At 39.0% G+C, this 22,444-nt stretch carries 21 protein-coding genes, 1 riboswitch and 1 other annotated feature; of the genes, 14 read left to right on the forward strand and 7 right to left on the reverse strand.

Annotation, left to right across the window (positions count from 1 at the left end; translation table 11 throughout):
- Positions 1 to 22: 22 nt before the first annotated feature.
- From V7138_RS11705 to V7138_RS11720, 4 genes are all read right to left on the reverse strand, one after another.
- Positions 23 to 862, reverse strand: coding sequence for a MetQ/NlpA family ABC transporter substrate-binding protein (locus V7138_RS11705; RefSeq protein WP_335397378.1), 840 nt, complete (start codon positions 860 to 862; stop codon positions 23 to 25).
- 21 nt (positions 863 to 883) lie between these two features.
- A complete protein-coding gene (locus V7138_RS11710; protein WP_335397381.1) occupies positions 884 to 1,534 on the reverse strand; it encodes a methionine ABC transporter permease in 651 nt (216 codons plus the stop codon).
- Complete coding sequence (locus V7138_RS11715) at positions 1,524 to 2,555, reverse strand: methionine ABC transporter ATP-binding protein (RefSeq protein WP_335397384.1); 1,032 nt, start codon at positions 2,553 to 2,555, stop codon at positions 1,524 to 1,526. Before V7138_RS11715 ends, V7138_RS11710 begins: the two co-directional genes overlap by 11 nt.
- A gap of 151 nt (positions 2,556 to 2,706) precedes the next feature.
- Positions 2,707 to 2,812: riboswitch (SAM riboswitch) on the reverse strand.
- Positions 2,813 to 3,038: 226 nt separating this feature from the next.
- Positions 3,039 to 3,869 (reverse strand): TetR/AcrR family transcriptional regulator, encoded by an 831-nt coding sequence (locus V7138_RS11720; RefSeq protein ID WP_335397387.1) that lies wholly within the window; start codon positions 3,867 to 3,869, stop codon positions 3,039 to 3,041.
- Positions 3,870 to 3,967: 98 nt separating this feature from the next.
- On the opposite strand from V7138_RS11720, the gene V7138_RS11725 reads away from it, so the two are divergent.
- From V7138_RS11725 to V7138_RS11785, 13 genes are all read left to right on the forward strand, one after another.
- On the forward strand, positions 3,968 to 7,051 hold the full coding sequence (locus tag V7138_RS11725) for an efflux RND transporter permease subunit (RefSeq protein WP_335397390.1): 3,084 nt from the start codon (positions 3,968 to 3,970) through the stop codon (positions 7,049 to 7,051).
- Positions 7,052 to 7,173: 122 nt separating this feature from the next.
- The gene (locus tag V7138_RS11730; RefSeq protein ID WP_335397393.1) at positions 7,174 to 7,941 is read left to right on the forward strand and encodes a MerR family transcriptional regulator; all 768 of its coding nucleotides are present in this window, start codon (positions 7,174 to 7,176) and stop codon (positions 7,939 to 7,941) included.
- Positions 7,942 to 8,275: 334 nt separating this feature from the next.
- Positions 8,276 to 8,512 carry an indolepyruvate ferredoxin oxidoreductase subunit alpha gene (locus V7138_RS11735; protein WP_335397396.1) on the forward strand — a complete coding sequence of 79 codons (237 nt, stop codon included), beginning with the start codon at positions 8,276 to 8,278 and terminating at the stop codon, positions 8,510 to 8,512.
- A 225-nt stretch (positions 8,513 to 8,737) separates the two neighbouring features.
- Positions 8,738 to 9,589, forward strand: a complete 852-nt coding sequence (locus V7138_RS11740) for a 2OG-Fe(II) oxygenase (RefSeq protein ID WP_335397399.1) — start codon at positions 8,738 to 8,740, stop codon at positions 9,587 to 9,589.
- Positions 9,590 to 9,752: 163 nt separating this feature from the next.
- Complete coding sequence (locus V7138_RS11745; RefSeq protein ID WP_438824354.1) at positions 9,753 to 10,208, forward strand: flavin reductase family protein; 456 nt, start codon at positions 9,753 to 9,755, stop codon at positions 10,206 to 10,208.
- Positions 10,209 to 10,285: 77 nt separating this feature from the next.
- A complete protein-coding gene (locus V7138_RS11750; RefSeq protein ID WP_335397405.1) occupies positions 10,286 to 10,777 on the forward strand; it encodes a DUF1189 family protein in 492 nt (163 codons plus the stop codon).
- 150 nt (positions 10,778 to 10,927) lie between these two features.
- Positions 10,928 to 11,785, forward strand: coding sequence for an MBL fold metallo-hydrolase (locus V7138_RS11755; RefSeq protein WP_335397408.1), 858 nt, complete (start codon positions 10,928 to 10,930; stop codon positions 11,783 to 11,785).
- A gap of 226 nt (positions 11,786 to 12,011) precedes the next feature.
- Positions 12,012 to 13,466 carry a cardiolipin synthase gene (cls, locus tag V7138_RS11760; protein ID WP_438824348.1) on the forward strand — a complete coding sequence of 485 codons (1,455 nt, stop codon included), beginning with the start codon at positions 12,012 to 12,014 and terminating at the stop codon, positions 13,464 to 13,466.
- A 158-nt stretch (positions 13,467 to 13,624) separates the two neighbouring features.
- Positions 13,625 to 14,815 carry a trans-sulfuration enzyme family protein gene (locus V7138_RS11765; RefSeq protein WP_335397413.1) on the forward strand — a complete coding sequence of 397 codons (1,191 nt, stop codon included), beginning with the start codon at positions 13,625 to 13,627 and terminating at the stop codon, positions 14,813 to 14,815.
- 80 nt (positions 14,816 to 14,895) lie between these two features.
- Positions 14,896 to 15,167, forward strand: a binding site (T-box leader).
- An 80-nt stretch (positions 15,168 to 15,247) separates the two neighbouring features.
- Complete coding sequence (locus V7138_RS11770; RefSeq protein WP_335397416.1) at positions 15,248 to 16,108, forward strand: SAM hydrolase/SAM-dependent halogenase family protein; 861 nt, start codon at positions 15,248 to 15,250, stop codon at positions 16,106 to 16,108.
- Positions 16,109 to 16,144: 36 nt separating this feature from the next.
- The gene (locus V7138_RS11775) at positions 16,145 to 16,696 is read left to right on the forward strand and encodes an ECF-type riboflavin transporter substrate-binding protein (protein ID WP_335397419.1); all 552 of its coding nucleotides are present in this window, start codon (positions 16,145 to 16,147) and stop codon (positions 16,694 to 16,696) included.
- Positions 16,697 to 16,736: 40 nt separating this feature from the next.
- On the forward strand, positions 16,737 to 18,449 hold the full coding sequence (locus V7138_RS11780) for an ABC transporter ATP-binding protein (RefSeq protein ID WP_335397421.1): 1,713 nt from the start codon (positions 16,737 to 16,739) through the stop codon (positions 18,447 to 18,449).
- Positions 18,440 to 19,273, forward strand: coding sequence for an energy-coupling factor transporter transmembrane component T family protein (locus V7138_RS11785; protein WP_335397424.1), 834 nt, complete (start codon positions 18,440 to 18,442; stop codon positions 19,271 to 19,273). Before V7138_RS11780 ends, V7138_RS11785 begins: the two co-directional genes overlap by 10 nt.
- Before the next feature lie 40 nt (positions 19,274 to 19,313).
- On the opposite strand, the gene V7138_RS11790 is transcribed toward V7138_RS11785, so the two are convergent.
- Together V7138_RS11790 and V7138_RS11795 are read right to left on the reverse strand one after the other, a co-directional pair.
- Complete coding sequence (locus tag V7138_RS11790) at positions 19,314 to 19,481, reverse strand: hypothetical protein (RefSeq protein WP_335397427.1); 168 nt, start codon at positions 19,479 to 19,481, stop codon at positions 19,314 to 19,316.
- Positions 19,482 to 19,630: 149 nt separating this feature from the next.
- On the reverse strand, positions 19,631 to 20,380 hold the full coding sequence (locus V7138_RS11795; RefSeq protein ID WP_438824349.1) for a metallophosphoesterase family protein: 750 nt from the start codon (positions 20,378 to 20,380) through the stop codon (positions 19,631 to 19,633).
- 152 nt (positions 20,381 to 20,532) lie between these two features.
- On the opposite strand from V7138_RS11795, the gene V7138_RS11800 reads away from it, so the two are divergent.
- Positions 20,533 to 21,420: a polysaccharide deacetylase family protein gene (locus tag V7138_RS11800; RefSeq protein ID WP_335397429.1), complete on the forward strand. Its 888-nt coding sequence runs from the start codon at positions 20,533 to 20,535 to the stop codon at positions 21,418 to 21,420.
- Positions 21,421 to 21,471: 51 nt separating this feature from the next.
- Here the strand turns inward: V7138_RS11800 and liaG are convergent, their stop codons facing one another.
- Positions 21,472 to 22,323, reverse strand: a complete 852-nt coding sequence (gene liaG, locus V7138_RS11805) for a LiaG family protein (RefSeq protein WP_335397432.1) — start codon at positions 22,321 to 22,323, stop codon at positions 21,472 to 21,474.
- Positions 22,324 to 22,444: the final 121 nt, after the last annotated feature.

The following is a 22,444-nucleotide window of genomic DNA, read 5'->3' on the forward strand; positions in this document are numbered from 1 at the left end:
AGTTTCCCTCAAGGTTTGGTGATTACCAGCCAATATTTTCTAGTGGAACAAAGGTTGGAATTAGTGTTCCGCCATGTTCTTCGTTAATAAAATCAGCTGTATCTTCCTCTTGGAATAGTTCAGCAATACGATTTAATGTTTTGTCGTCTTTATCTTCCTTGTTAACTGCAATAATGTTTAGATAGTCAATCGCTGTTTCGCTTTCGTGGAAAATAGAACCGTTAATTGGGTTTAATCCAGCATCTCTTGCAAATCCGTTATTGATAACACCTGCATCTACATCAGGTAGGGCTCTTGGAATTTGAGCAGGAGCAGTAGGGATTAGTTCAATATTTTTTGGATTTTCAACTACGGCTTCTTCAATTGAACCAAGGCCATCATAATTATCAACTAGTTTAAGCAGACCAGCTTCTTGAAGTAATAAAAGGGCTCTTCCTTGGTTAGACACATCATTTGGTAAAGCAATTTTCGCACCGTCTTTGATTTCTTTTACATCTTTCAGGTTGTCTGAGTAAATCGCCATTGGCGCAAGATACGTTGTCGCAATCGGAACTAGGTCTAGATTATGCTCTTCAATAAATTGGTCAAAGTAGGCAACAGTCTGGAAAGAGTTAGCATCTAATTCGCCATCAGCAAGCGCTGTGTTTGGCAGAACATAGTCACTAAATGAAACAAGTTCAATTTCAATACCTTCTTTTGCCGCTTTTTCAGCTACATAGTCCCATGTACGTGTGTCTGTGCCGGTGATACCAATTTTAACGTGTTTTGTTTCTGATTCTTTGCCGCTTGCACTGTTGCTAGAACATGCAGCTGTAAATGCGACTAATGCCACTAAAAGAATGGTTAAGACTAATTTTTTCATGATAAGTTTCCTCCTAGATGATTATCTTCTTCGTATTTTTTTGGATAAAGTGTTGCCGAACGATTGCAGGCCTTGTACCATCACAATCAGAATGACAACGGTAATGATCATTGTAGTTGTATCAAAGCGTTGGTAACCGTAAGTAATAGCCAGGTCACCAATTCCTCCTCCACCGACGGTGCCCGCCATGGCAGAAGCACCGATCAGCCCGATTGTCGCAATTGTAAAGTTAACGACTAACGAACTAAGCGCTTCTGGAAGTAAGAATCGGAAAATCGTTTGGAAGGGAGTAGCTCCCATCGCATTGGCTGCTTCCAGAACACCCTCGTCCACTTCAAGTAATGAGCTTTCTACTAATCTAGCAATATATGGTCCAGCGTAAAAAACGAGCGGAACAATCGCCGCAGCTGTACCAATCGATGTTCCGACAATCAAGCGGGTTACCGGGATAATCGCTACTAATAAAATAATGAATGGGATGGAACGGAAAACATTTATGATTGCATTAACGACGGTAAAAACCGGCAAATTCTCAAGTATCTGACCTTTGCGGGTAACAAAAAGGAGAATACCCAGTGGCAGACCGAGAATAATTGAAAAGACAAAGGAAAAGGCAACCATTTGAATCGTTTCAATAACTGCTTCGATGATTTGGTCTGTGTTAACTAGCATGGGATGTCACTTCCTTGAAGCTGATTTGTTTTGATTGCATATACGTTAGGGCGCGTTTTACTTCTGCATCAGGTCCCTGAATTTCCACGATCAAGTTACCAAATGGGGTGCCTTGAAGTTCTGTGATGCTGCCGAACAGTACATTGATATCGATATCCAATTTTTTAGCGAGCTGTGATAAAAATGGCTTGCCTGTTGACTGGCCGATAAAGCTGATTCGGAAAATGTTCTGAGATCCTTGATTGCTATTAATCATGTTCAAAATAGATTCAGGAATTTGATCATGCATTACCGTGCTGACAAAGTTTTGTGCGGTTTGTGTCTTTGGTGCGGAAAAGACATCAAAGACGGTTCCCTCTTCTATCACTTGTCCTGCTTCCATGACAGCTACACGATCACAAATCTCACGAATCACGGACATTTCATGGGTTATCATTAAAATGGTAATATTGTATTCCTTATTGATCTTTTTCAATAGTTGCAAGATAGAGCTAGTTGTCTGCGGATCAAGAGCAGACGTCGCTTCATCGCAAAGAAGGATTGAAGGCTGCGTAGCCAACGCTCTAGCGATACCAACCCGTTGCTTTTGCCCTCCGGAAAGTTGGTCTGGATAGACATCCGCCTTATCACCTAAACCAACAAATTCAAGCAGCTCTGCCACACGCGTTTTAATTTGCTCTTTTGGTGTTTTGCTTAAAATAAGTGGCATTGCAATATTGGCGTATACCGTTTTTGAGTTTAATAGGTTAAAGTGCTGAAACACCATCCCGATATTTTTCTTTACTTCACGGATTTGCTTTTCTGAGAGAGCCGTTAAGTCATGGCCGTCCACAATGACCTTCCCAGAAGTTGGACGTTCAAGGAAATTGACACAGCGGATTAATGAGCTTTTGCCAGCGCCACTGAATCCGACCACCCCGTAGATTTCACCCTTGTTAATTTTTAAATTGACGTTATTTAAGGCATGCACTTTCTTGCCGCCGCTATCATATACCTTGATTAAATCTTGAAACTCTATCATGTTTAATCCCCTTTCATCTGTCCTTAAAAAATCTTCTCAACATTTCTGAAGAACAAGATAATTATTCTTATGTTAAGAAAATATTATTTTACAAAAATATAAAAAGCCCTCTTCAGACAGAAGAGGGCAGAAGGTCAGTTCCGATATCCTCTTCTTATCTCTCAAGTTTACTTGCTGGAATTGGCACGGTACATAATTGTCCGCTGCCGAGGTTTCGTAGGGCCAGTCCCTCCACCTNNCACCTCTCTTGATAAGAAGTATTTTTAATATAAAACAAACTATACATCGGTATAATAGAGTTGTCAATATATTTGATATCTTTTTGTTATTTTTATTATCAGAAAAAAATATGCCGTTATAATATTAGCATTATTTTTAATAAAGTTATTTATTCGGACCGTACACCCTGCTGTCTATTGGTTTTGCCTCTCCTTTGAGCCTTATAGTGAGGGTGATACTTGAACCAATACTTCGTCCACTTCATCATGTAAAATATTTTCCTAATAAGTATGCAATCCACTTGCAATGGGGATGGTTACGGATATTTTCGAGGAGTCCTTTGATGATTGCCTGGTTAAACGTTTGTTTTTGCACCTGTTCCTGTAAAAGAAGTAATGACTCTCTTTCAATCGAATCCTCCATTTCTTTTACTTTCTCGTCAATCAAAGAACTCAATTCTTCCTCCGTTATATCTCCGTTTAATTGAAAAATGGACAGGTCCATATGCTCTTTTTGCAGAAACGGAATGTTCATTCCTTGAGCCAAAAGATCCGTTTTCTCCACAAGGGATTTACAAAGGACTTCCACATCTAATGGAAAATCCTGATACAAAAAAAGCTCCGAATACATGCGCATAAAACCTTTAATGCAATAGAGTAAATCATATTTCGTTTGATCTACTTTTTCTCCGTAGATGCGGTCAATCATCGAGAGAATTGTAGAATTAATAAGTTTATCGAAGTTGCGCAACTTAATGATAAGCTTTTCGTTAAGAGACTGCGTATACTCCTTCATTAGAATATTGGCGAAGTCCGTATGTTGTCCAAAGGATTGAAAGCTTACATAGTAAAAATCATATAGAAGATTTTTTTCATCCTTCTTATTTCTGACTACATGGTCAATGTCGGCATAAATTTGTTCCATGAATTGGTCAATTAAAGCAATAATTAATTCATCCTTAGACTTAAAGGAAAGATAAAAGGCTCCCTTTGAAATGCCGCATTGGTCGGTTATTTGTTGAACAGAAGTTGCTTCGAATCCTTGCTTTGCGAAAAGTTCAAGTGCTTTTTCCATAATTAACTGTTTTTTCACCATATGCTGTTTCTCTCCTATTGTCTATCATTGACAAATGACTGAATGGTCATTATTATAAATAAATGGGTTAAACAAGTCAATCTAGGGTAGGTGTAAGTGTGAGAGGTATAGCCAATTTTGTATTAAAAAACAAACTCGCGGTTTGGTTGTTAACAATCATTATCACGGTATCTGGTATTTATTCGGGTACACAAATGAAGACAGAAACGATTCCAGATATATCAATTCCATTCCTTATGGTAATGGATGTGTATCCTGGAGCAACTCCTGAACAGGTAATGGAAGATGTCTCGATGCCAATTGAAAAAGCGGTCGAAGGACTGGATGGAGTTAAGTCCGTCTATTCAAATTCCTATTCAAACATGGCGAATATTCAGGTTGAATATGACTATGGGGAGGATATGGATGAGGCTAAGCGTGAACTTCAGTCTGCGTTAGACGCAGTAACTTTACCGGAAAATGCGCAAAAGCCAGTCATTACAGCAATTAGCATGAACATGATGCCGGTTGTCGCTCTTAGCGTAAGTAGTACAACTGAAGACATTGTGGAATTAACATCAACAGTTGAAGATGTTTTACTTCCGAAAATTGAAAAGTTGGATGGAGTTGGCTCCGCAACAATCACAGGCCAGCATATTGAGGAAGTACAACTTACCTATAATAAAGAAAAAATGGCTAAACTTGACTTAACGGAAGACACAGTTAAGCAAATGATTCAAGCTAGTGATTTGGCTGTATCATTAGGTCTTTTTGAATTTGAAGAAGGCGAACAGGCAGTTTCGATTGATGGAAAATTCATGACAGCAGATGAATTGAAGGAAATGTTAATTCCTGTTACACCTTCCGAAAATAACCCTGTACCTTTTATAAAGCTTGGTGAGATCGCAACAATTGAAGAGGTTGGACGCGTTCAATCCGTTTCACGTACGAACGGAAAAGATGCCATTGCGATTCAAATTGTCAAAGAGCAACAGGCTAACACAGTGGATGTTGTAAATGAGGTAAAGGATCTTATTAAGGATGAACAAGAGCGCATCGAGGGCCTTGTCATCGATGTATCGCTAGACCAAGGTGAGCCGATTGAACAATCCGTTTCGACAATGGTTGAAAAAGCACTCTTTGGTGGTTTAATTGCAGTGTTGATTATTTTACTTTTCCTACGGAATTTTAGATCAACGATTATTTCGATAGTATCAATTCCAGTCTCCATTTTTATGGCATTATTGTTATTGAAGTGGTTGGATATTACGCTGAACTTAATGACACTAGGAGCCGTAACCGTTGCGATTGGCCGGGTAATCGATGACTCCATCGTAGTAGTAGAAAACATATATCGAAGACTTCATTTAAAAGAAGAAAAATTAAATGGTCGAGCATTAATTCGTGAAGCAACGCTTGAAATGTTCAAACCAATCCTTTCATCTACATTAGTTACGGTTGCAGTCTTCGCACCACTTATTTTCGTAGGAGGAATGGTTGGCGAGTTGTTCATGCCGTTCGCATTAACAATGACTTTCGCTTTAGGTGCTTCCCTATTAGTCGCGATCACAATTGTACCGGCATTATCTCATACACTCTTTAAAAAACAGCTTTATATTGAAAAAACAGAAGCGAAACATAAAGAGGCAGGTAAGCTTGCAAATTGGTACAAAGGTATTTTAAATTGGTCACTCAATCATAAAATCATTGTATCTGTCCTATCAATCTTATTATTAGGGGGCAGCGTAGCATTAACACCTTTAATTGGTTTTAGTTTTATGGGTAGTGAAGAAGAGAAGGTTATGTATTTAACCTACACACCAGGTACTGGTGAGTTAAAGGATGAAACACTTGAGAATGTGGCAGCTGTTGAAGACGAGTTATTAAAGCGAGAAGACATTGATATTCTTCAACTTTCAGTTACGGAAAGTGGAGATCCGATGGCCGCGATGATGGGAGGCGGAGGTGACGGTGCACTTATGTACCTCATTTTTGACCCAGAGATGGATAATTTCCCTGAAGTCCGTGAGGAAATTGAGGAGTATGTGTTTAATATTGGCCAATCCGGTGAGTGGAAGAGCCAAAACTTCTCGTCAATGTCTATGAATTCAAGTGAAGTAAGTTATACATTATATAGTGAAGATTTAAATAAGCTTTATGATGCAGTTGATATGGTTGAAGATGTCATGAATGATGCAGACGGCTTGGAGGATGTTTCTTCAAGTGCGGAGGATGCGTATGTTGAGTACACATTCCACGTCGAGCAAGATAATCTACTGCAGTATGGACTTACAACAGGTCAGATTGTCATGATGTTAAATCCAGATCGTTCACAAGAGGTTTTAACTACAGTTGAAAAAGACGGAAATACGATAGAGGTTGTTGTTCAGCAGGAAAAAGTAGCGACACCTAAATCAATCGATGACCTTCTTGCAACACAGGTTCCGACAGCAACAGGCACCGCATTACCGCTTTCTGAGTTGGTAGAGGTTAAGGAAGGAACAACATTAAATACACTTGCTCGTAGTAAAGGTGAGTACTATGCATCCGTTTCAGGAAACATAATTGGTGATGACATTTCAAAAGTCACATCCAAGGTTGGAAAAGACATTGATAAGCTTGACCTTCCTAAAGGTGTAACGTTAGGGGTGGCTGGCGTTCAAGCGGACATGGTTGAAACATTTACCCAGCTAGGTCTTGCAATGCTTGCTGCGATAGCAATTGTATACTTCATTCTTGTTGTGACATTCGGTGAGGGGGTTGCGCCATTTGCGATTCTATTCTCCCTTCCATTTGCGGTCATTGGTTCATTCGTTGGTTTATTGATTGCTGATGAAACCATTTCCGTATCCGTAATGATGGGTCTATTGATGTTAATTGGTATTGTTGTAACAAACGCAATCGTTCTAGTCGACCGTATTATTCATATGGAGCGTGAGGGAATGACAATGCGTGAAGCAATCCTTGAAGCTGGTTCAACCCGTCTGCGTCCAATTTTAATGACAGCAATCGCGACAATGGGTGCATTGATTCCGTTATTATTCGGCGAAGGCGGCGGTGGCTTAATTTCGAAAGGGCTTGGTATTACCGTTATCGGCGGTCTAGCAAGTTCGACATTATTAACACTGCTAGTCGTTCCGATTGTCTATGAAATCCTGTCAAAAATCTTTAAGAAAGATCGTAAAAACATACAAGAAAACTAATTGATTACACCCTACAAGGTTAAACATATCTTGTAGGGTTTTTTTATGTAAAAATAGTTAAAAGAGGTGTTGACCTTGACGTTACGTCAAGGTGTAAAGTGAAAATATCAGGGGGTGATGAGATGGAATACACGGTTCAAAGGCTAGCAAAGCTAGCGGGAGTCAGCACAAGAACACTGAGGTATTATGATGAGATTGAGATTCTTAAGCCGGCAAGAATCAATTCATCGGGGTATCGAATCTATGGACAAGATGAAGTTAACCGTCTCCAGCAAATCCTTTTTTACCGTGAGCTTGGGGTCAATCTAACTGATATTAAACAAATCATAACAAACCCTGCTTTCGATGAATTCAAGGCACTAGAAGAACATCGAAAGCAGCTCCTTGATAAACGAAAACAAATAGATCAATTAATTGCCAATGTCGAAAAGACAATTGCGCAAAAAGAAGGGAGAATAACAATGTCTGATCAAGAAAAATTTGAAGGCTTTAAAAAGAAAGCCATTGAAGAAAACGAGCGAAAATACGGAATAGAAATCTGTGAAAAATATGGCGAAGAAACCGTTCAACAATCAAACGAGAAATTTAAGAACATGTCTAAAGAAGATCATGATGCAGTGACCCGTCTTAGTGAAGAGTTAATGGAAACCCTAAAGGAAGCGATGAAGACAGGCGACGCTTCAGGGGAACTAGCACAAAAGGCAGCAGATTTACACAAGCAGTGGCTCATGTTTTTCTGGCCGAGCTACTCAAAAGAGGCACATGCAGGCTTAGCACAAATGTATGTCGATGACGAAAGATTCACAGCGTATTACGACAAAGAACAGCCAGGAACCGCAGAGTTCCTAAGAGATGCCATTCACGTGTATACGGGGCAAAAGAGTGAATAAATGTTTGGGTAATGATGGGGCGAGATCGTAATTGATCTTGCCCTTTGTTTGGTTTTACAGGGGTATTTAATAAGGGGAAGTGGGGTGAAGTACTTTTCTATTGAGTATTGGAGTCATTCGTGCCTTCATTCGCTTGATGAAGACCATTCCGGAAAGTGCATCCACTCCGTTCGGTCCTTCGCCCGGCTCTTCAAAGGATTAACATCAATGCTACAGAGAAGTAAAGAAAATGAAATCCCAATATCCGGAATACTTCCCTGACAAGCAACATAGGGTGTAGTAAATATGGAAGACATCTAGTCTACTAGAGGGTCTTCAGATAGGGGGGATTTGAGTGGCATATGTAATCACGTCTCCATGTGGGGCGGAGAAGGCAGCAGAATGTGTAGAGGTGTGTCCTGTTGATTGTATTGAGCCTGGTGATGATCAGTATTATATCAACCCTGATATTTGTATTGACTGTGGGGCATGTGTGTCTGTTTGCCCAGTTGACGCAATTTTTCACGAAGATGAAGTACCAGATGACGAAATTGGATTCGTAGAGCTAGCCCGAGATTTTTTTGGAGTCTAAACCATCATACATAAAAAGTACCAATTCTAATTAGTAACTACACTTGTGGTTACTTTTATTTTTGTTGAAAACATGGCAATCCTTTATGTGCCATCTTTGGAAAAAAAGTAATTACTACCACAAATTTACTTGTATATATTAAAATAAATGTAAGGGATTACTTTTTGTAAAAACGTGGGCTCGGGACAGCGGGACAGGTCCCTCATCCCAAAAGGAGAGGAAGAAATGGAGAAAGTAAAGCAAATTCCAGCCTCACTCATGGATTGGATTATTAAAACGTTAAACAGTGGCGTGAACCCTGAAGCGATTGTGGATGCAATGATTCGAAAAGGCTATGACCCTAGACTCTCTTATACTACTCTGTTTCGAATTGTCGGAAATAAACCGATAAACACACCTGGTGTACAAGCCCCATATGAATATGAACAGCCCGAAATCGCAAAAAAGGGAAGTATCTTACGCACAAGCGACCGAGAAATCAAGGTCTTATCAAAAGTAGAGAAGCCGTTTATTTTACATCTAGATCATTTCTTAAGCGAAGAGGAATGTAAACAGTTAATTGAATTATCAAGAAGCCGCCTCAAGCCTTCAACCGTGATTGACCCGAAGACAGGTGAAGAAAAAGCGGCAACCGGTCGAACGAGTAAGGGAATGTCTTTTTATTTACAAGAAAATGAGTTTATTCAAAAAATAGAAAAAAGGATCTCGGAATTGACTGAGTTTCCCGTGGAAAATGGAGAGGGGCTGCAGGTCTTGAATTATGGCATTGGTGAGGAATATAAAAGCCATTTTGATTATTTTCCACCAAGTAAGATAGACCCCGAAAAAGGGGGCCAGCGGGTCGGTACGTTCCTCATCTATTTAAATGATGTACCAGCTGGGGGAGAAACGGTCTTTCCGAAAGCTGGTGTTTCAATTGTTCCGAAGAAAGGATCTGCCGTGTATTTTCAGTACGGGAACAGCAAGGGTGAGGTAGATCGGATGTCTCTCCATTCAAGTGTACCTGTATCCGAGGGAGAAAAATGGGTCGCAACGAAATGGATTCGCCAAGGAAATATCTATAAGTCTAAACGTTAGGCATTCGAATAGAATTGTCAATGCAATCATGATATAGTTATACTAAGATTTTATGTAAGCTAAAAATGAAGCATTTTTTAATAGCAAAAATATGTATACCATCATGTAGAAAGGTGTGTGAATATTGGATAATCAGACGAAGGTTCAGACATTTAAAGATGTCATGGGGAATTATCCAACGGGTGTAACCGTTGTTACAACAACAGATGAAAATGGAGTTCCACTTGGATTAACGGTAAACTCATTTGCCTCTGTTTCATTGGATCCGACATTGATTTTGTGGTCGATTGATAAAAGGGTATCCACCTACGATATTTTTACAAAAACAGATAAATTTGCAGTACATGTTTTAGCCGGTGATCAAGGGGATATTTGCGCCCTTTTTGCAAGCAAGGGAACAGATCGTTTTGCGAATTGTGAATGGGAGATGTCTACTAACAATCTGCCGATCCTGAAGGGGGCTGCAGGCGTTTTACACTGCAAAACCTTTAAAACGGTTGAAGCGGGGGACCATACGATTTTAATTGGTGAAGTAGTTGAAATTGAAAACTACAGCAAGCCACCACTACTTTATCACAACCGTAAATTTGGCAATATTCCTGACGAATTTTATAAGTAATCTCGACGGATACCTTTCTTGTTGGAGAAAGGTATCTTTAAATTTTTACCATTTTTAAACGAAGCGAGTGGCTTTAAGTGAAACTCATTGAGACATTAATGGATAGTTTACGATTACCTAATAAGGCAGCAATGAAGCGACTGAATAAGCTTGAAATGAGAAATACAATTCTCTTTTTGCTGTTATTATTGTTTATCGTCGCACTTCCAATCGAAATTAATTTACTTTTGGATGATTCCTATAAGGAAAGTGATATCCCTCAAAATATTTATGTCATCCAAATCCTTTTGTTTTATCCGTTTTTGATGCTGTTTTTAGGTATAGCTGGGATTTCTGTATTAGCGGGGTTAGGAGTAGGGGTCAGTAAACTCACACACCGCCAGTTGAAATTTCAATTTCTTTGGAAAATGTGCGCATTTGCGTTAACAAAACCCATTATTATCTTTGCGGTTGCAAATTTACTGATTGGGACCCATTGGATTATAAATGCAATTGTAACTATTTTGCTATTTTACACAATCCTAAGGATGATTTTTCATTATCCAAAACGAGTAAAAAAGCATACATAAAGAACCGGTGCCCACCGGTTCTTTTTATTTAGATTGAAACTTTTTTTAAAAAGGGAAAACGTCATCTTGTAGAGGATAAGGCTTCTTCATAAATAAATTACAGATCCTGTGAAACACTATCAGTATGTAAAATGTGTAAGGGGGATTTTTATGGAGAAGGATATGCAATATGGAAGTGATTATAAAATTATTCCTGCAACTTCTATTGGTAGTGGGATTGGGATACAGGTGCTGCCAGATCTTTATAGTCATACTATCCAAATCGTGAATTTTGTATTGGTCGGAGAGCCTGGCACATCGGATTTTGTACTTGTGGATGCGGGCATGCCGGGATCTGCGGAGGAAATGATTTCCGTTTGTGAAGAACGCTTTGGCACGGATAGTCGTCCGAAGGCTATTTTGTTAACGCATGGTCATTTTGATCATGTTGGCGCAATTATTAAATTAGTTAAGCACTGGGATGTACCTGTTTACGCTCATGAGCTAGAAATGCCATTTTTAACAGGGCAACAAAGTTACCCTGAGCCGGACTCTTCGGTAGAAGGAGGAATGGTTGCGAAGATGTCACCACTTTTTCCGAATGAGCCAATTCAGTTAGGAAGTCATGTGGAAAAACTACCTGCGGACGGAACAGTTCCGCAATTGCCAGAATTCCGTTGGATTCATACCCCAGGACATGCGCCAGGACATGTATCCTTTTTCCGTGAAAAAGACCGTGCCCTCATTGCTGGAGACGCGTTTGTAACAGTGAAACAGGAATCTCTGTATAAAGTAATAACCCAAGAACAGGAAATTAGTGGCCCGCCAAGGTATTTAACAACAGATTGGGAGGCTGCAAAGAAGTCTGTAGAAACATTGGCAGGGCTCCATCCAAGTGTTGCTGTTACGGGGCATGGGCTACCGATGACTGGTGAGTTGTTGGAAGAATCTTTAGGTAGATTAGTTAAAGACTTTGATCAAATTGCAATTCCGGATTATGGCCGGTATGTCGATAAAAATATTCATTAAGGACGGAACCTGGCTATTGAAAAAGCCAGGTTTCTTGCTCTTAAAAAATTTGCTCTTGTTAAAGACCATAGAGTTGATATAAAGTCTGTCAAATCAAAATAAAATGTAAAGAACCGATAACACCATAGGAGTATAAGACCATACATCAAATGTAGCTTATTATTTTATAAACATTCTGAAATATAGTATATTGGAATGGAGAATGAATCGGGTGAGAGAGGGAAATATGGTAAATATTACATCGTTATTATTAGGGTTAGTTATGGTCTTAAACATTGTATTTGCCGTGGTTGTCATCTTTCGGGAAAGAAGAGATGCTAGTTCAACCTGGGCGTGGTTATTAGTCCTTTTCTTTATACCGGTAGCAGGATTTATTTTGTATTTAATTCTAGGCAGAAATTTAACACGCGACCACCTATTTCAATGGGATGATTTAAAAAAGAGCGGGATAGAAGAGGTTTTAGAAAAACAAAAAGAACTGTTACGTACACAAAAATTTCTATTTAATAATCCCATTACACAAGATAATCAAGACCTCATTTATATGAACCTTGTCAATGCGAATGCCTTGTTTACAAAAAATAATGCGGTAGAAGTTTTTACAGATGGGCAAGAGAAATATCGACGTTTATTCGAGGATATTGAGGCAGCACAAGAATCGATTCATTTGCAATATTATATTATTAAAAATGACAATTTGGGCCGAAAACTAATGGCGCATTTAACAAGGAAAGTTAAAGAGGGTGTAACCGTTCGCGTCCTTTATGATGAGCTAGGTTCTAGGTCATTGACAAAAAAGTTTTTTAAAGAGTTTCGTGAAGCAGGCGGGCTAGTTGAAGTATTTTTCCCTTCAAAACTACGCTTTATCAATTTGCGGATGAATTTCCGAAACCATCGGAAGTTGGTTATTATCGATGGAAAAGTAGGATATGTCGGTGGCTTTAATGTAGGGGATGAGTACCTTGGACTGAATTCTAGGTTTGGGTACTGGCGAGATACTCATTTGCGCATAAGGGGAACGGCAGTTGACACGATGCAGGTTCGCTTCATTTTAGACTGGAACCAAGCATCTCGAGATTTTGATATTATGTATGACCCTGAACTTTTTCCGATTGAAAATGTCAGACTTGGCAATGTCGGGATTCAAATTGTGACAAGTGGTCCTGATACAGACTTTGAGCAGATTAAAAATGCGTATATCAAAATGATCTACTCAGCTAAAAAATCGATTTATATGCAGACACCCTATTTTATACCGGATAAAAGCTTACTGGATGCGTTACGCGTTGCATGCCTTTCAGGGGTGAAAGTGAATATTATGATTCCGGATAAACCAGACCATCCTTTTGTGTATTGGGCAACCCTGTCACATATTGGAGAATTGCTGCCAGTTGGAGCTCGTGTTTATATTTACAGTAATGGTTTTATCCATTCTAAAACACTTGTGGTCGACGAAGAGATTTCGTCAGTGGGTACAGCCAATATCGACGTCAGGAGCTTCCGGCTCAATTTTGAGGTAAATGCTTTTTTATATGACGGGAATATTTCTCAAGAGCTAACTGCCATTTTTAAAGAAGACATTAAGCTATCTAAACTGCTCACAAAAGAAGAATATGAAAAAAGAGGGGCTAACATTAAGTTCAAAGAATCGATCTCAAGGCTTTTATCCCCGATTTTATAAGACAAAAATATTACCTAAAGAATTGGTTCCACAGGGCCAATTCTTTTTTTTACGTTCCCCGTTAAGCTGCAAACCAATTTTTAAAAGGGTATAATCATTGAAATAAAAATACCAAAAATATAGAATTATATAAAAACAGAGGAGAATAAGACTAGAAGATGACTACTAAAAAAACACAAATGTATAATAGTGAAACACTTGTATTACATGGCGACCATGAATGGGCAGAGAAAGAGAAGAGCGTTTCACCAGCTATTTACTATTCATCAACATTTAGGGCAGAGGATTCGGCTGATTTTGCAGAAATGGCAGGAACACCGCTTCATCCGAGCTACTATACCCGTTATGGAAATCCCCTTCATGAACGAGTGAATAAAATAATGGCAGATCTAGAAGGAACTGAAACAGCACTTGTAACGGGGTCTGGAATGGGAGCTATATCGTCTACGATTTTAGCATTGGTTTCAGCGGGGGACCATGTTATTGCACAAACAAGACACTATATGAGCACCGCGAAAATTATGGATGAAATGCTTCCGAGGTTTGGTGTTGAGGTAACAGTCGTAGAGCAATCTGATATTTCGGCTTTTGAAGAGGCAATCCGCCCTAACACAAAGCTGATTATGCTTGAAACCCCTGCTAATCCAACCTTGGTTGTAACAGACCTCGAAGCCGTAGTAAGGTTAGCAAAGAAGCAAGAGATTATTGTAGTAGCTGATAACACATTTGCTTCACCACTTAATCAACGACCACATGATGTTGGTGTCGATGTCGTCTTACATAGTGCAACAAAGTATCTAGGGGGACATCACGATATCACAGCTGGTGTTATATGTACAAGCTTTGAGTTGGCAGAAAAAATTTGGGATACCCATACATCGATAGGTTCTGTCCTGTCACCGATGGATGCCTGGCTACTGCTAAGGGGCTTAAGGACACTGCCATTGCGGATGGATCGGATCAATTCGAATGCATTAGCCTTAGCTGAATTCTTGGAGGAGCAACCTCAAATTGAAAAAGTGTATTATCCGGGTCTGCCAAGTCATCCCCAGCATGAGCTCGCCCAAAAACAAATGAAGGGCTACGGGGCTGTCATTGCGTTTGCAGTTAAGGGCGATTATGCAGCAACGCAGAGATTTGTTTCGGCATTACAGCTTTCAACGAACGCAGTTAGCTTAGGTGGAGTTGATTCATTAGTTGTTCATACAGCGGCGATGTGGGAAGGGGCCATGAATGAAGAACAAATGAAAACAGCGGGTATCCCAGCTAATTTTGTCCGCTATTCTGTTGGATTAGAACATATTGAGGACTTAAAGGCAGATATAAGACAAGCATTGAAAGAAATCTAAAAAAATTCAAAACATTTTTACTTGATTTTAAAAAAATGTTCAGATATAATTACTCTCAACAATTAGAATACTAACCTTAAGTAAAGACGATGAAGAGAAAAAGTAGGATTTAGCTATTTTACACAGAAAGCTTCGGTAGCTGAAAAGAAGCAAAAATACAAATCTGAACAATGGCCTCTGAGTTTCGTGCTGAAAGTAACGATTGTTATGAGTAGGTTCCGACGAGATTTGGTACTCGTTATCAATACCACAGTATCCAGGCTAAGATTAGACCTGCGTACTTGCTGAGACTGTTTGCGTGAGTAAACAGTGAACTAAGGTGGTACCACGTGAGATAAACCACGTCCTTATCGTATTTGATAATGACGTGGTTTTTTTATTTCCAAAAAACGGGTATGCCCGTTAAATAACAAAAAAATGGAGGAATTTACAGTGACGAAAAATCATCTAGTATTACAAACGGACTTTGGTTTAAGTGATGGTGCTGTAAGTGCAATGTATGGTGTAGCAATTTCGGTAGATCCAACACTGAGAATTTTTGACCTAACCCACGACATTCCGCAATATAATATTTGGGAAGGCTCTTATCGATTATATCAGACGATTACCTACTGGCCAGAAGGCACTGTATTTGTATCTGTTGTTGACCCGGGTGTCGGTTCTGATCGGCGTAGTATCGTGGTGAAGACAGGCACAAATCAATATATTGTAACGCCTGACAATGGTACGGTCACACATATTCAAAAAATACTCGGGATTAAAGAGGTGAGGATCATTGACGAGAGCATAAATCGCTTACCTTTCTCAGGTGAATCCTATACATTTCATGGTAGAGATGTCTATGCTTTTACAGGGGCAAGACTTGCGTCAGGAGTAATCTCATATGAAGAGGTTGGCCCTCTTGTTCCTATTGATTCTCTGGTTGAGTTACAAACAACAGAGGCAGTTGTTCAAACGGATGGTGTCTTAGGGACAATTGATATTCTTGATATTCGTTTTGGTAATCTATGGACGAATATTGAGCGAGAGACGTTCAAGCAACTAAATGTGGAGTATGGAGATCATTTTGAAGTGACCATTGAAAATGAAACTCGCCAAGTCTATAAAAATATTATGACATATGGACGCTCTTTCGCAGATAGCCATCTGGGCGAACCGTTACTGTTTATTAATTCTCTTGATAAAATTGGGGTAGCTATCAACCAAGGTTCATTTGCCAAGGCCTATCATATCGAGACAGGAACTAATTGGAAAATCTATATTCGCAAGGTTCCGAAAATCATTTATAATTAACTTTTATTTTAGAAAATTATTAGGGGGAAGAGAGTTATGAAAAGTTTATCAATTAAAACGATTGTTGCTATCGGAATTGGGGCTGCTGTTTTTGTGATTTTGGCGAAGTTTGCAGCAATTCCAACACCAATCCCAAATACTACCGTTCAAACATCATATGCATTCTTAGCATTAATGGCTTTAGTGTTCGGTCCCATTGCAGGGGCATTGATTGGATTAATTGGCCATGCATTAAATGATGCAATTTCGTATGGTTCTATTTGGTGGAGCTGGGTTGTTGTTTCTATGCTTGTTGGATTTTTATTTGGTCTTGCTAAAAACAAAATTGATCTTGAATCAGGAATTATCAATATGAAGAAGATTGTTACATTTAACATTGTTCAAGTAATTGCCCAAGCTATTGGCTGGTTTGTTGTTGCTCCAACATTAGATGTATGGATTTATGCAGAGCCGGCTAATAAAGTATATGTCCAAGGAATTGGAGCCGGTATCGCTAACATGGTCACAGTCGGAATCATTGGCACTATTTTATTAGTAGCTTATGCAAAAACAAGAAGTCAAAGTGGAAGCTTGACGAAGGATTTATAAAATAGAAAAGTAGTTTATGGTTTGCTGGGAGAGTAGTAAGATGAAGAAACCTGTTATTGAATTTAAAAATTATAGCTTTACATATCGTAGCCAAGCAGAGCCTACTCTTCGGGATATTAATCTTAAAATATATGAGGGCGAAAAGGTATTAATTGTAGGGCCGTCAGGATCAGGGAAGAGCACGATTGGAAATTGCATGAACGGGCTTGTTCCCTTTTCTTATAAGGGGACTACGCAAGGAAGCCTTACGATAATGGGTAAAGAAGCAAAGGATTTGGATATTTTTACAATATCTAAAATGGTCGGTACTGTTTTACAGGATCCGGATGGGCAGTTCATAGGTCTTTCTGTAGGGGAAGACATCGCCTTTGCTTTAGAAAATGATTGCCAGCCACAGAAGAGTATGTTTGAAACGGTTGGGGAAGTATCGAAAATGGTAGATATGGAGGATTATTTATATTCCTCCCTTCACCAGTTATCTGGCGGACAAAAACAAAGGGTTTCTCTAGCAGGGGTTATGGTTGATAAAGTGGATATCCTTCTGTTTGACGAACCACTAGCAAATCTTGACCCCGCGACGGGGCAGTATGCCATTGACCTAATTGATCGGATTCAAAAAGAAACGAACACAACAGTAGTTATTATAGAACATCGTTTAGAGGATGTTCTTTACCGTCATGTAGACCGGATTATTGTCGTGGATGAAGGAAGAATTGTCGGTGATATGAAACCAGATGAGCTTTTATCCAAACCTATATTAGAGGAACGTCATATACGTGAACCATTGTATGTCAAGGCGGTAAAATATGCTGGCTATCACATAACTGAGGACATGAATCCAGCTTACTTTCCCTCCTTTGATGTCGAGGCAAGTAAAGTTGGATTAAAAGAGTGGTTTGAAAAAGTGTCAAAACCCCAAAAAAGGGAAAAGGCTTCACCTATCTTAGAGCTGGAGCATCTTTCATTTAGCTATCATCAAGGACGAGATACGATTCGGAATGTATCTTTTTCCATTGAAAAGGGAGAGATGGTAAGTATCGTTGGTAAAAATGGTGCTGGAAAGTCGACCCTTTCGAAGCTTATTTGCGGATTTGAAAAACCAAGCTCGGGGAAAATTATCTTTTCGGGTGAAGATATAACGGATGATACAATCAAGGAAAGGTCTCTACGGATTGGGATGGTTATGCAAAACCCTAACCATATGATTTCAAAACATTTAATTTATGATGAAGTAGCACTTGGTCTTGTAATACGTGGTGTGCCTGGAGATGAGATTAGAAAGCGAGTGGAAGAAACACTTAAGGTATGTGGTCTCTATCCGTTTAGAAAATGGCCGATTTCTGCTTTGAGTTTTGGACAAAAGAAACGTGTGACCATCGCTTCGATTCTAGTATTAGAGCCAGAAATTATTATTCTAGATGAGCCAACTGCAGGTCAAGACCTTCGCCATTACACGGAAATTATGGAGTTTCTTGTAGAGTTAAACAAGCAGGGGATTACCGTTATTATGATTACACATGATATGCACCTTATGCTCGAATATACACCACGTGCTATTGTGATCGCTAATGGAGAGAAGATTGCGGACCAATCTGCTGCAAGTGTCCTTACAGATTCTGAAATTATTAAACAAGCAAACCTGAAGAAAACGTCCTTATTTGACTTAGCAAAACGAGCGGGTATTGAAGAACCACTTGAATTTGTTGAACGATTTATTGTGTATGATAAGGAGGTACGCAGAACATGGCAGTAGAGATGCTCACCTATATCGAACGAAAGTCACCAGTGCATCAACTGACTGGTGCAACGAAGCTCATTTGCTTTATTTTATGGTCTACTGCTGCGATGTTGACGTATGATACACGAATCCTCCTTTTTTTATTCGGATTTAGCATTTGTATTTTTTTAGTTTCTAAAATTAAGCTTAAAGAGATTTCGTTTGTTCTTCTGTTCATTTTATTGTTCTTGTTGATTAATAACCTTGCCATCTACGCTTTTTCTCCTCAAGAGGGAGTAAAAATTTATGGGACAAGTCATGTGTTAGTTGAGTTTGTCGGAAGATATAATCTTACACTTGAACAGCTGTTTTACCAGTTTAATATTACACTTAAGTATTTTACAGTTATTCCAGCGGCACTATTATTTATCGTGACAACAAATCCAAGTGAATTTGCTGCATCCTTAAATCGTATTGGTATTAGTTATCGTATATCCTATGCGGTTGCGCTAGCTTTACGGTATATACCCGAGATTCAAAGGGATTTTTGGAACATCGCACGCTCTCAGCAAGCAAGAGGGATTGATATGTCCAAGAATGAGAGGCTCTATAAACGAATAAAAAATGTGGCTTCTATTATTATCCCTTTGATCCTATCGAGCCTGGACAAGATAGAAACGATCAGTAATGCGATGGAGTTACGAGGTTTTGGAAAAAACAAAAAGCGTACCTGGTATAGTTTGCGTGCCTTTCAAATAGCTGATTATGTGACGGTGGTTTTATTTATTGTGATTTTAATTATCTCAATGGTTGTGACATTCCATGATGGTAATCGATTTTATAACCCGTTTTTAAAATAAAAAGGAATACCATTCAACTTTGGTATTCCTTTTCCTGTTATTAGGTTAATGGTTTGTTTTGTTTTAAAAGATTTGAAGCGGGAAGTGTAATAATTTTTCCTCCGATTTGTACATGGATGGAATCATTAAATATAGCTTTAACTATCCCTTTTAACTGGACGGTTGAATTAACCGTGATCTCTTTTTTTGCTTCGTTATTGGCAGTCATGGCAATTCTCCTCTCAGAGTTTTGTATATATAGAGGTTTAAAAATTAAAAACATTATATCCTTTAAAACTGAAAATTATTCATGTAAATATTTGTTTATTTTATTATTTTACATGTATTTAATTGTCTTGTGCAAGTTTCACGAACTAGTTATTTTTCCCTTTTTGATGCTCCTCGGTAATATGCTTCGCGAAGCTCCATGGCATACTGATCGAAGTACGGTAAACCCATTTCTGCGGCACCTTTTAATTCTTTTTCGACGTCATATGGAAGACGAACAATTTCAATTGAAAACGGTGCGACTTCTTTTGATTGATATTCACCATGTAAAATCGCAAAGGTTGCCAGTGTGGTATCAAGAGGGTTGCCAACACTTCCAACATTTAAAAGGGTTTTTTCTGTACCCATTGGTTCAATCAAGGCAGCGTGAATATCTCCAAATCCGATCACATCTGGTGTCTTTTCCTCTAAGGGAGTAATCCATTCAGAATGGTCGAACATGGCTCTTTTTTCATCATCAGAATGAATCATTGGGACAACGCGGTGATGGACACTTTTCGCAGAGGCGTGGTATAACCGGATGTATTTGCCACTCATATAAAAATCATAATGAAAAGGAAGTGTTCCTAAGTATGAAAGTCGTTCTTTCCCAAGCTGATTTTGATGCCACTTGATCCCCTCATCAGGATGTTCATTTTGAATAAAATCATCCCAATTCCCCAAAAGGACAACCTCACACACCTCTTGAATTCGGTCAACGGCCGCAGCTGAGTTTGGCCCTTTTCCTACAAGGTCTCCGAGGCAAAGAATGGTCTCAATACCACGATCTTTGATATGTTCTAGTACGGCTTCAAGTGCTGTCATATTTCCGTGAATATCGGAAATGAGCGCAATACTCATGATAAGGCCTCCTACGTATTTATATTATAGTATTAATAATAAAATAGATTGAAAATTTTGTCAGTAAAATTCGTAAATCACGTCTAAATTATTATTTATTCTTTCCATACCTATTTTCAGAGTTTAGAATGAAGTAAAGGGGGAGCGATTTCATGTTCCAAAAGGTGATTATTTTTCTTATTATATGTTCGGTAAGCTTGTTATCTTCCTGTGCCTCAAAGGAAACAAAGGAAGTCGGGGGAGTGGCTCATGGCAACCACAAGATGGAGCCGAAGGAGAGTACGATTCCTGAAGCAAGATTTCCTGCAGATACTTCATGGAAAAGGGAATACCTTCTTGACATAAAGGGAGAATCTCCATTTCTAGAAAAAAAGACTGTCATGTCCATGCAAAAATGGCGGGAGGAAATTATTGAATTCTCGAAATCTCAAGAACATGTATTTATCAATGGTCCAAATAAAAAACAGGTTGCCTTAACCTTTGATGATGGACCTGATAGTACGGTGACTTCAGCCGTGATTGGAGTTTTGGATCAATATGGAGTAAAGGGGAACTTCTTCTTTTTGGGAAGCGAAGCAGAGAAACATCCTGACGTAGTAAAGGAAGCCGATGAAAAAGGACATCTCGTGTTAAGTCATAGTTACCACCATGTTCAATTGGATCAGTTGGGAGAAACCGAAATTCGGAATGAAATGGAACAGGCAGGTCACGTGATTGAATCAATCATTGGCAAAGAGCCGGCTTTTATAAGGACACCTTATGGATCAACAAATGAACTAGTTGCTAACGTCGCGAAAGAACAAAAGTATTCCATTATTCTTTGGTCAATTGATTCACTCGATTGGGCGCAAAAAAGCACAGATGTGATCTATTCAAATGTGGTCGAAAACGTACGAAACGGCGATATTATCCTCATGCACACGGACTCAGATGAATACGATACATATGAGGCATTGCCAAGCATCATCGAAGAACTTCAGGAGCAAGGCTATGAGATTGTGGATTTAGAAACGATGCTAGGAGTTTCTGCTTATCAGTAAATAAAAGAATCGTAGGACTTCATGTGAGTGAAACCTACGATTCTTGTTCATTTATCTAATACTTGCTTTTCCGCTATTTACTTCAATGTTCACTTCATGTGTTCCAGCCCCGTGTTTGCCTTCCATTTTCTTTTTACCTTTTGTGGAATCATCAAGAGAGAAACTATTGGAAATGTAACCGCTATTTGATTCACCTTTTAATGTAAAGTCAGCATTATCTGGAAGGTCAATATCAAGCAGACCTGAACTTACGCTCGCATCAATTGAGTCTGTAAGGTCTGCAATCGTTGCTTTTAAACGACCAGAGTTGACTTCTGCTTCAAGTTTCCCTGTATATTCATCCACTGTCACATTACCAGAGTGAACTTCAATTTCTCCGCTTTTTGTAGTAAGCTTGTCAATTCTTGAATTTCCGGATGCAACATTATGTGTAAATGTTTCAGCTGAAAGGTTTTGCAATCTCATATTTCCAGAATGGACATCTGCAGATAGCTCGTTAAGCTTCATTGAAGTACCGTCAAGCTCTAAATGGCCAGAACCGACTATTAATGAAAGATCCTGGTCATAATCTTCTGGGATATACACCGTTAGTTTTGATTGATTAAAGAAAGGAAACCACCCAAGGTTGAAAAATCCGCGTTCATAACGGACTTCTATTGTGTCGCCACTTTTGGAAACATGTGCCTTGCCTTTTCCTTTCAGTTCGACTTCTACGTCATCGCGGTTTTCAGGAATGACAGTTGTGCTAATGGATGAAATATTAATTTCAATCTCATCAATTTTGTCCGTAACCTTGACAGAGTCTCCAGAATTTCCAAAAGGAAGTCCGGGAATACGGTACAGATTTGTAATCAATAAATAAGCCCCAATAAGAACGAAAAATATAATGAGTATTTTCTTCATTTTTTTACCTGCCTTTATCATTTATTCTATCCTTATCATAAAAGAAGAGAGGATATGGCGTAACGCACCACCGATATATTTCTAAATAAGACTTGAGGCTTATGAAAGAAAAAAGCAGATT

Source organism: Bacillus sp. JJ1533, from assembly GCF_036965045.1.
GTDB lineage: Bacteria > Bacillota > Bacilli > Bacillales > Bacillaceae_L > Ferdinandcohnia.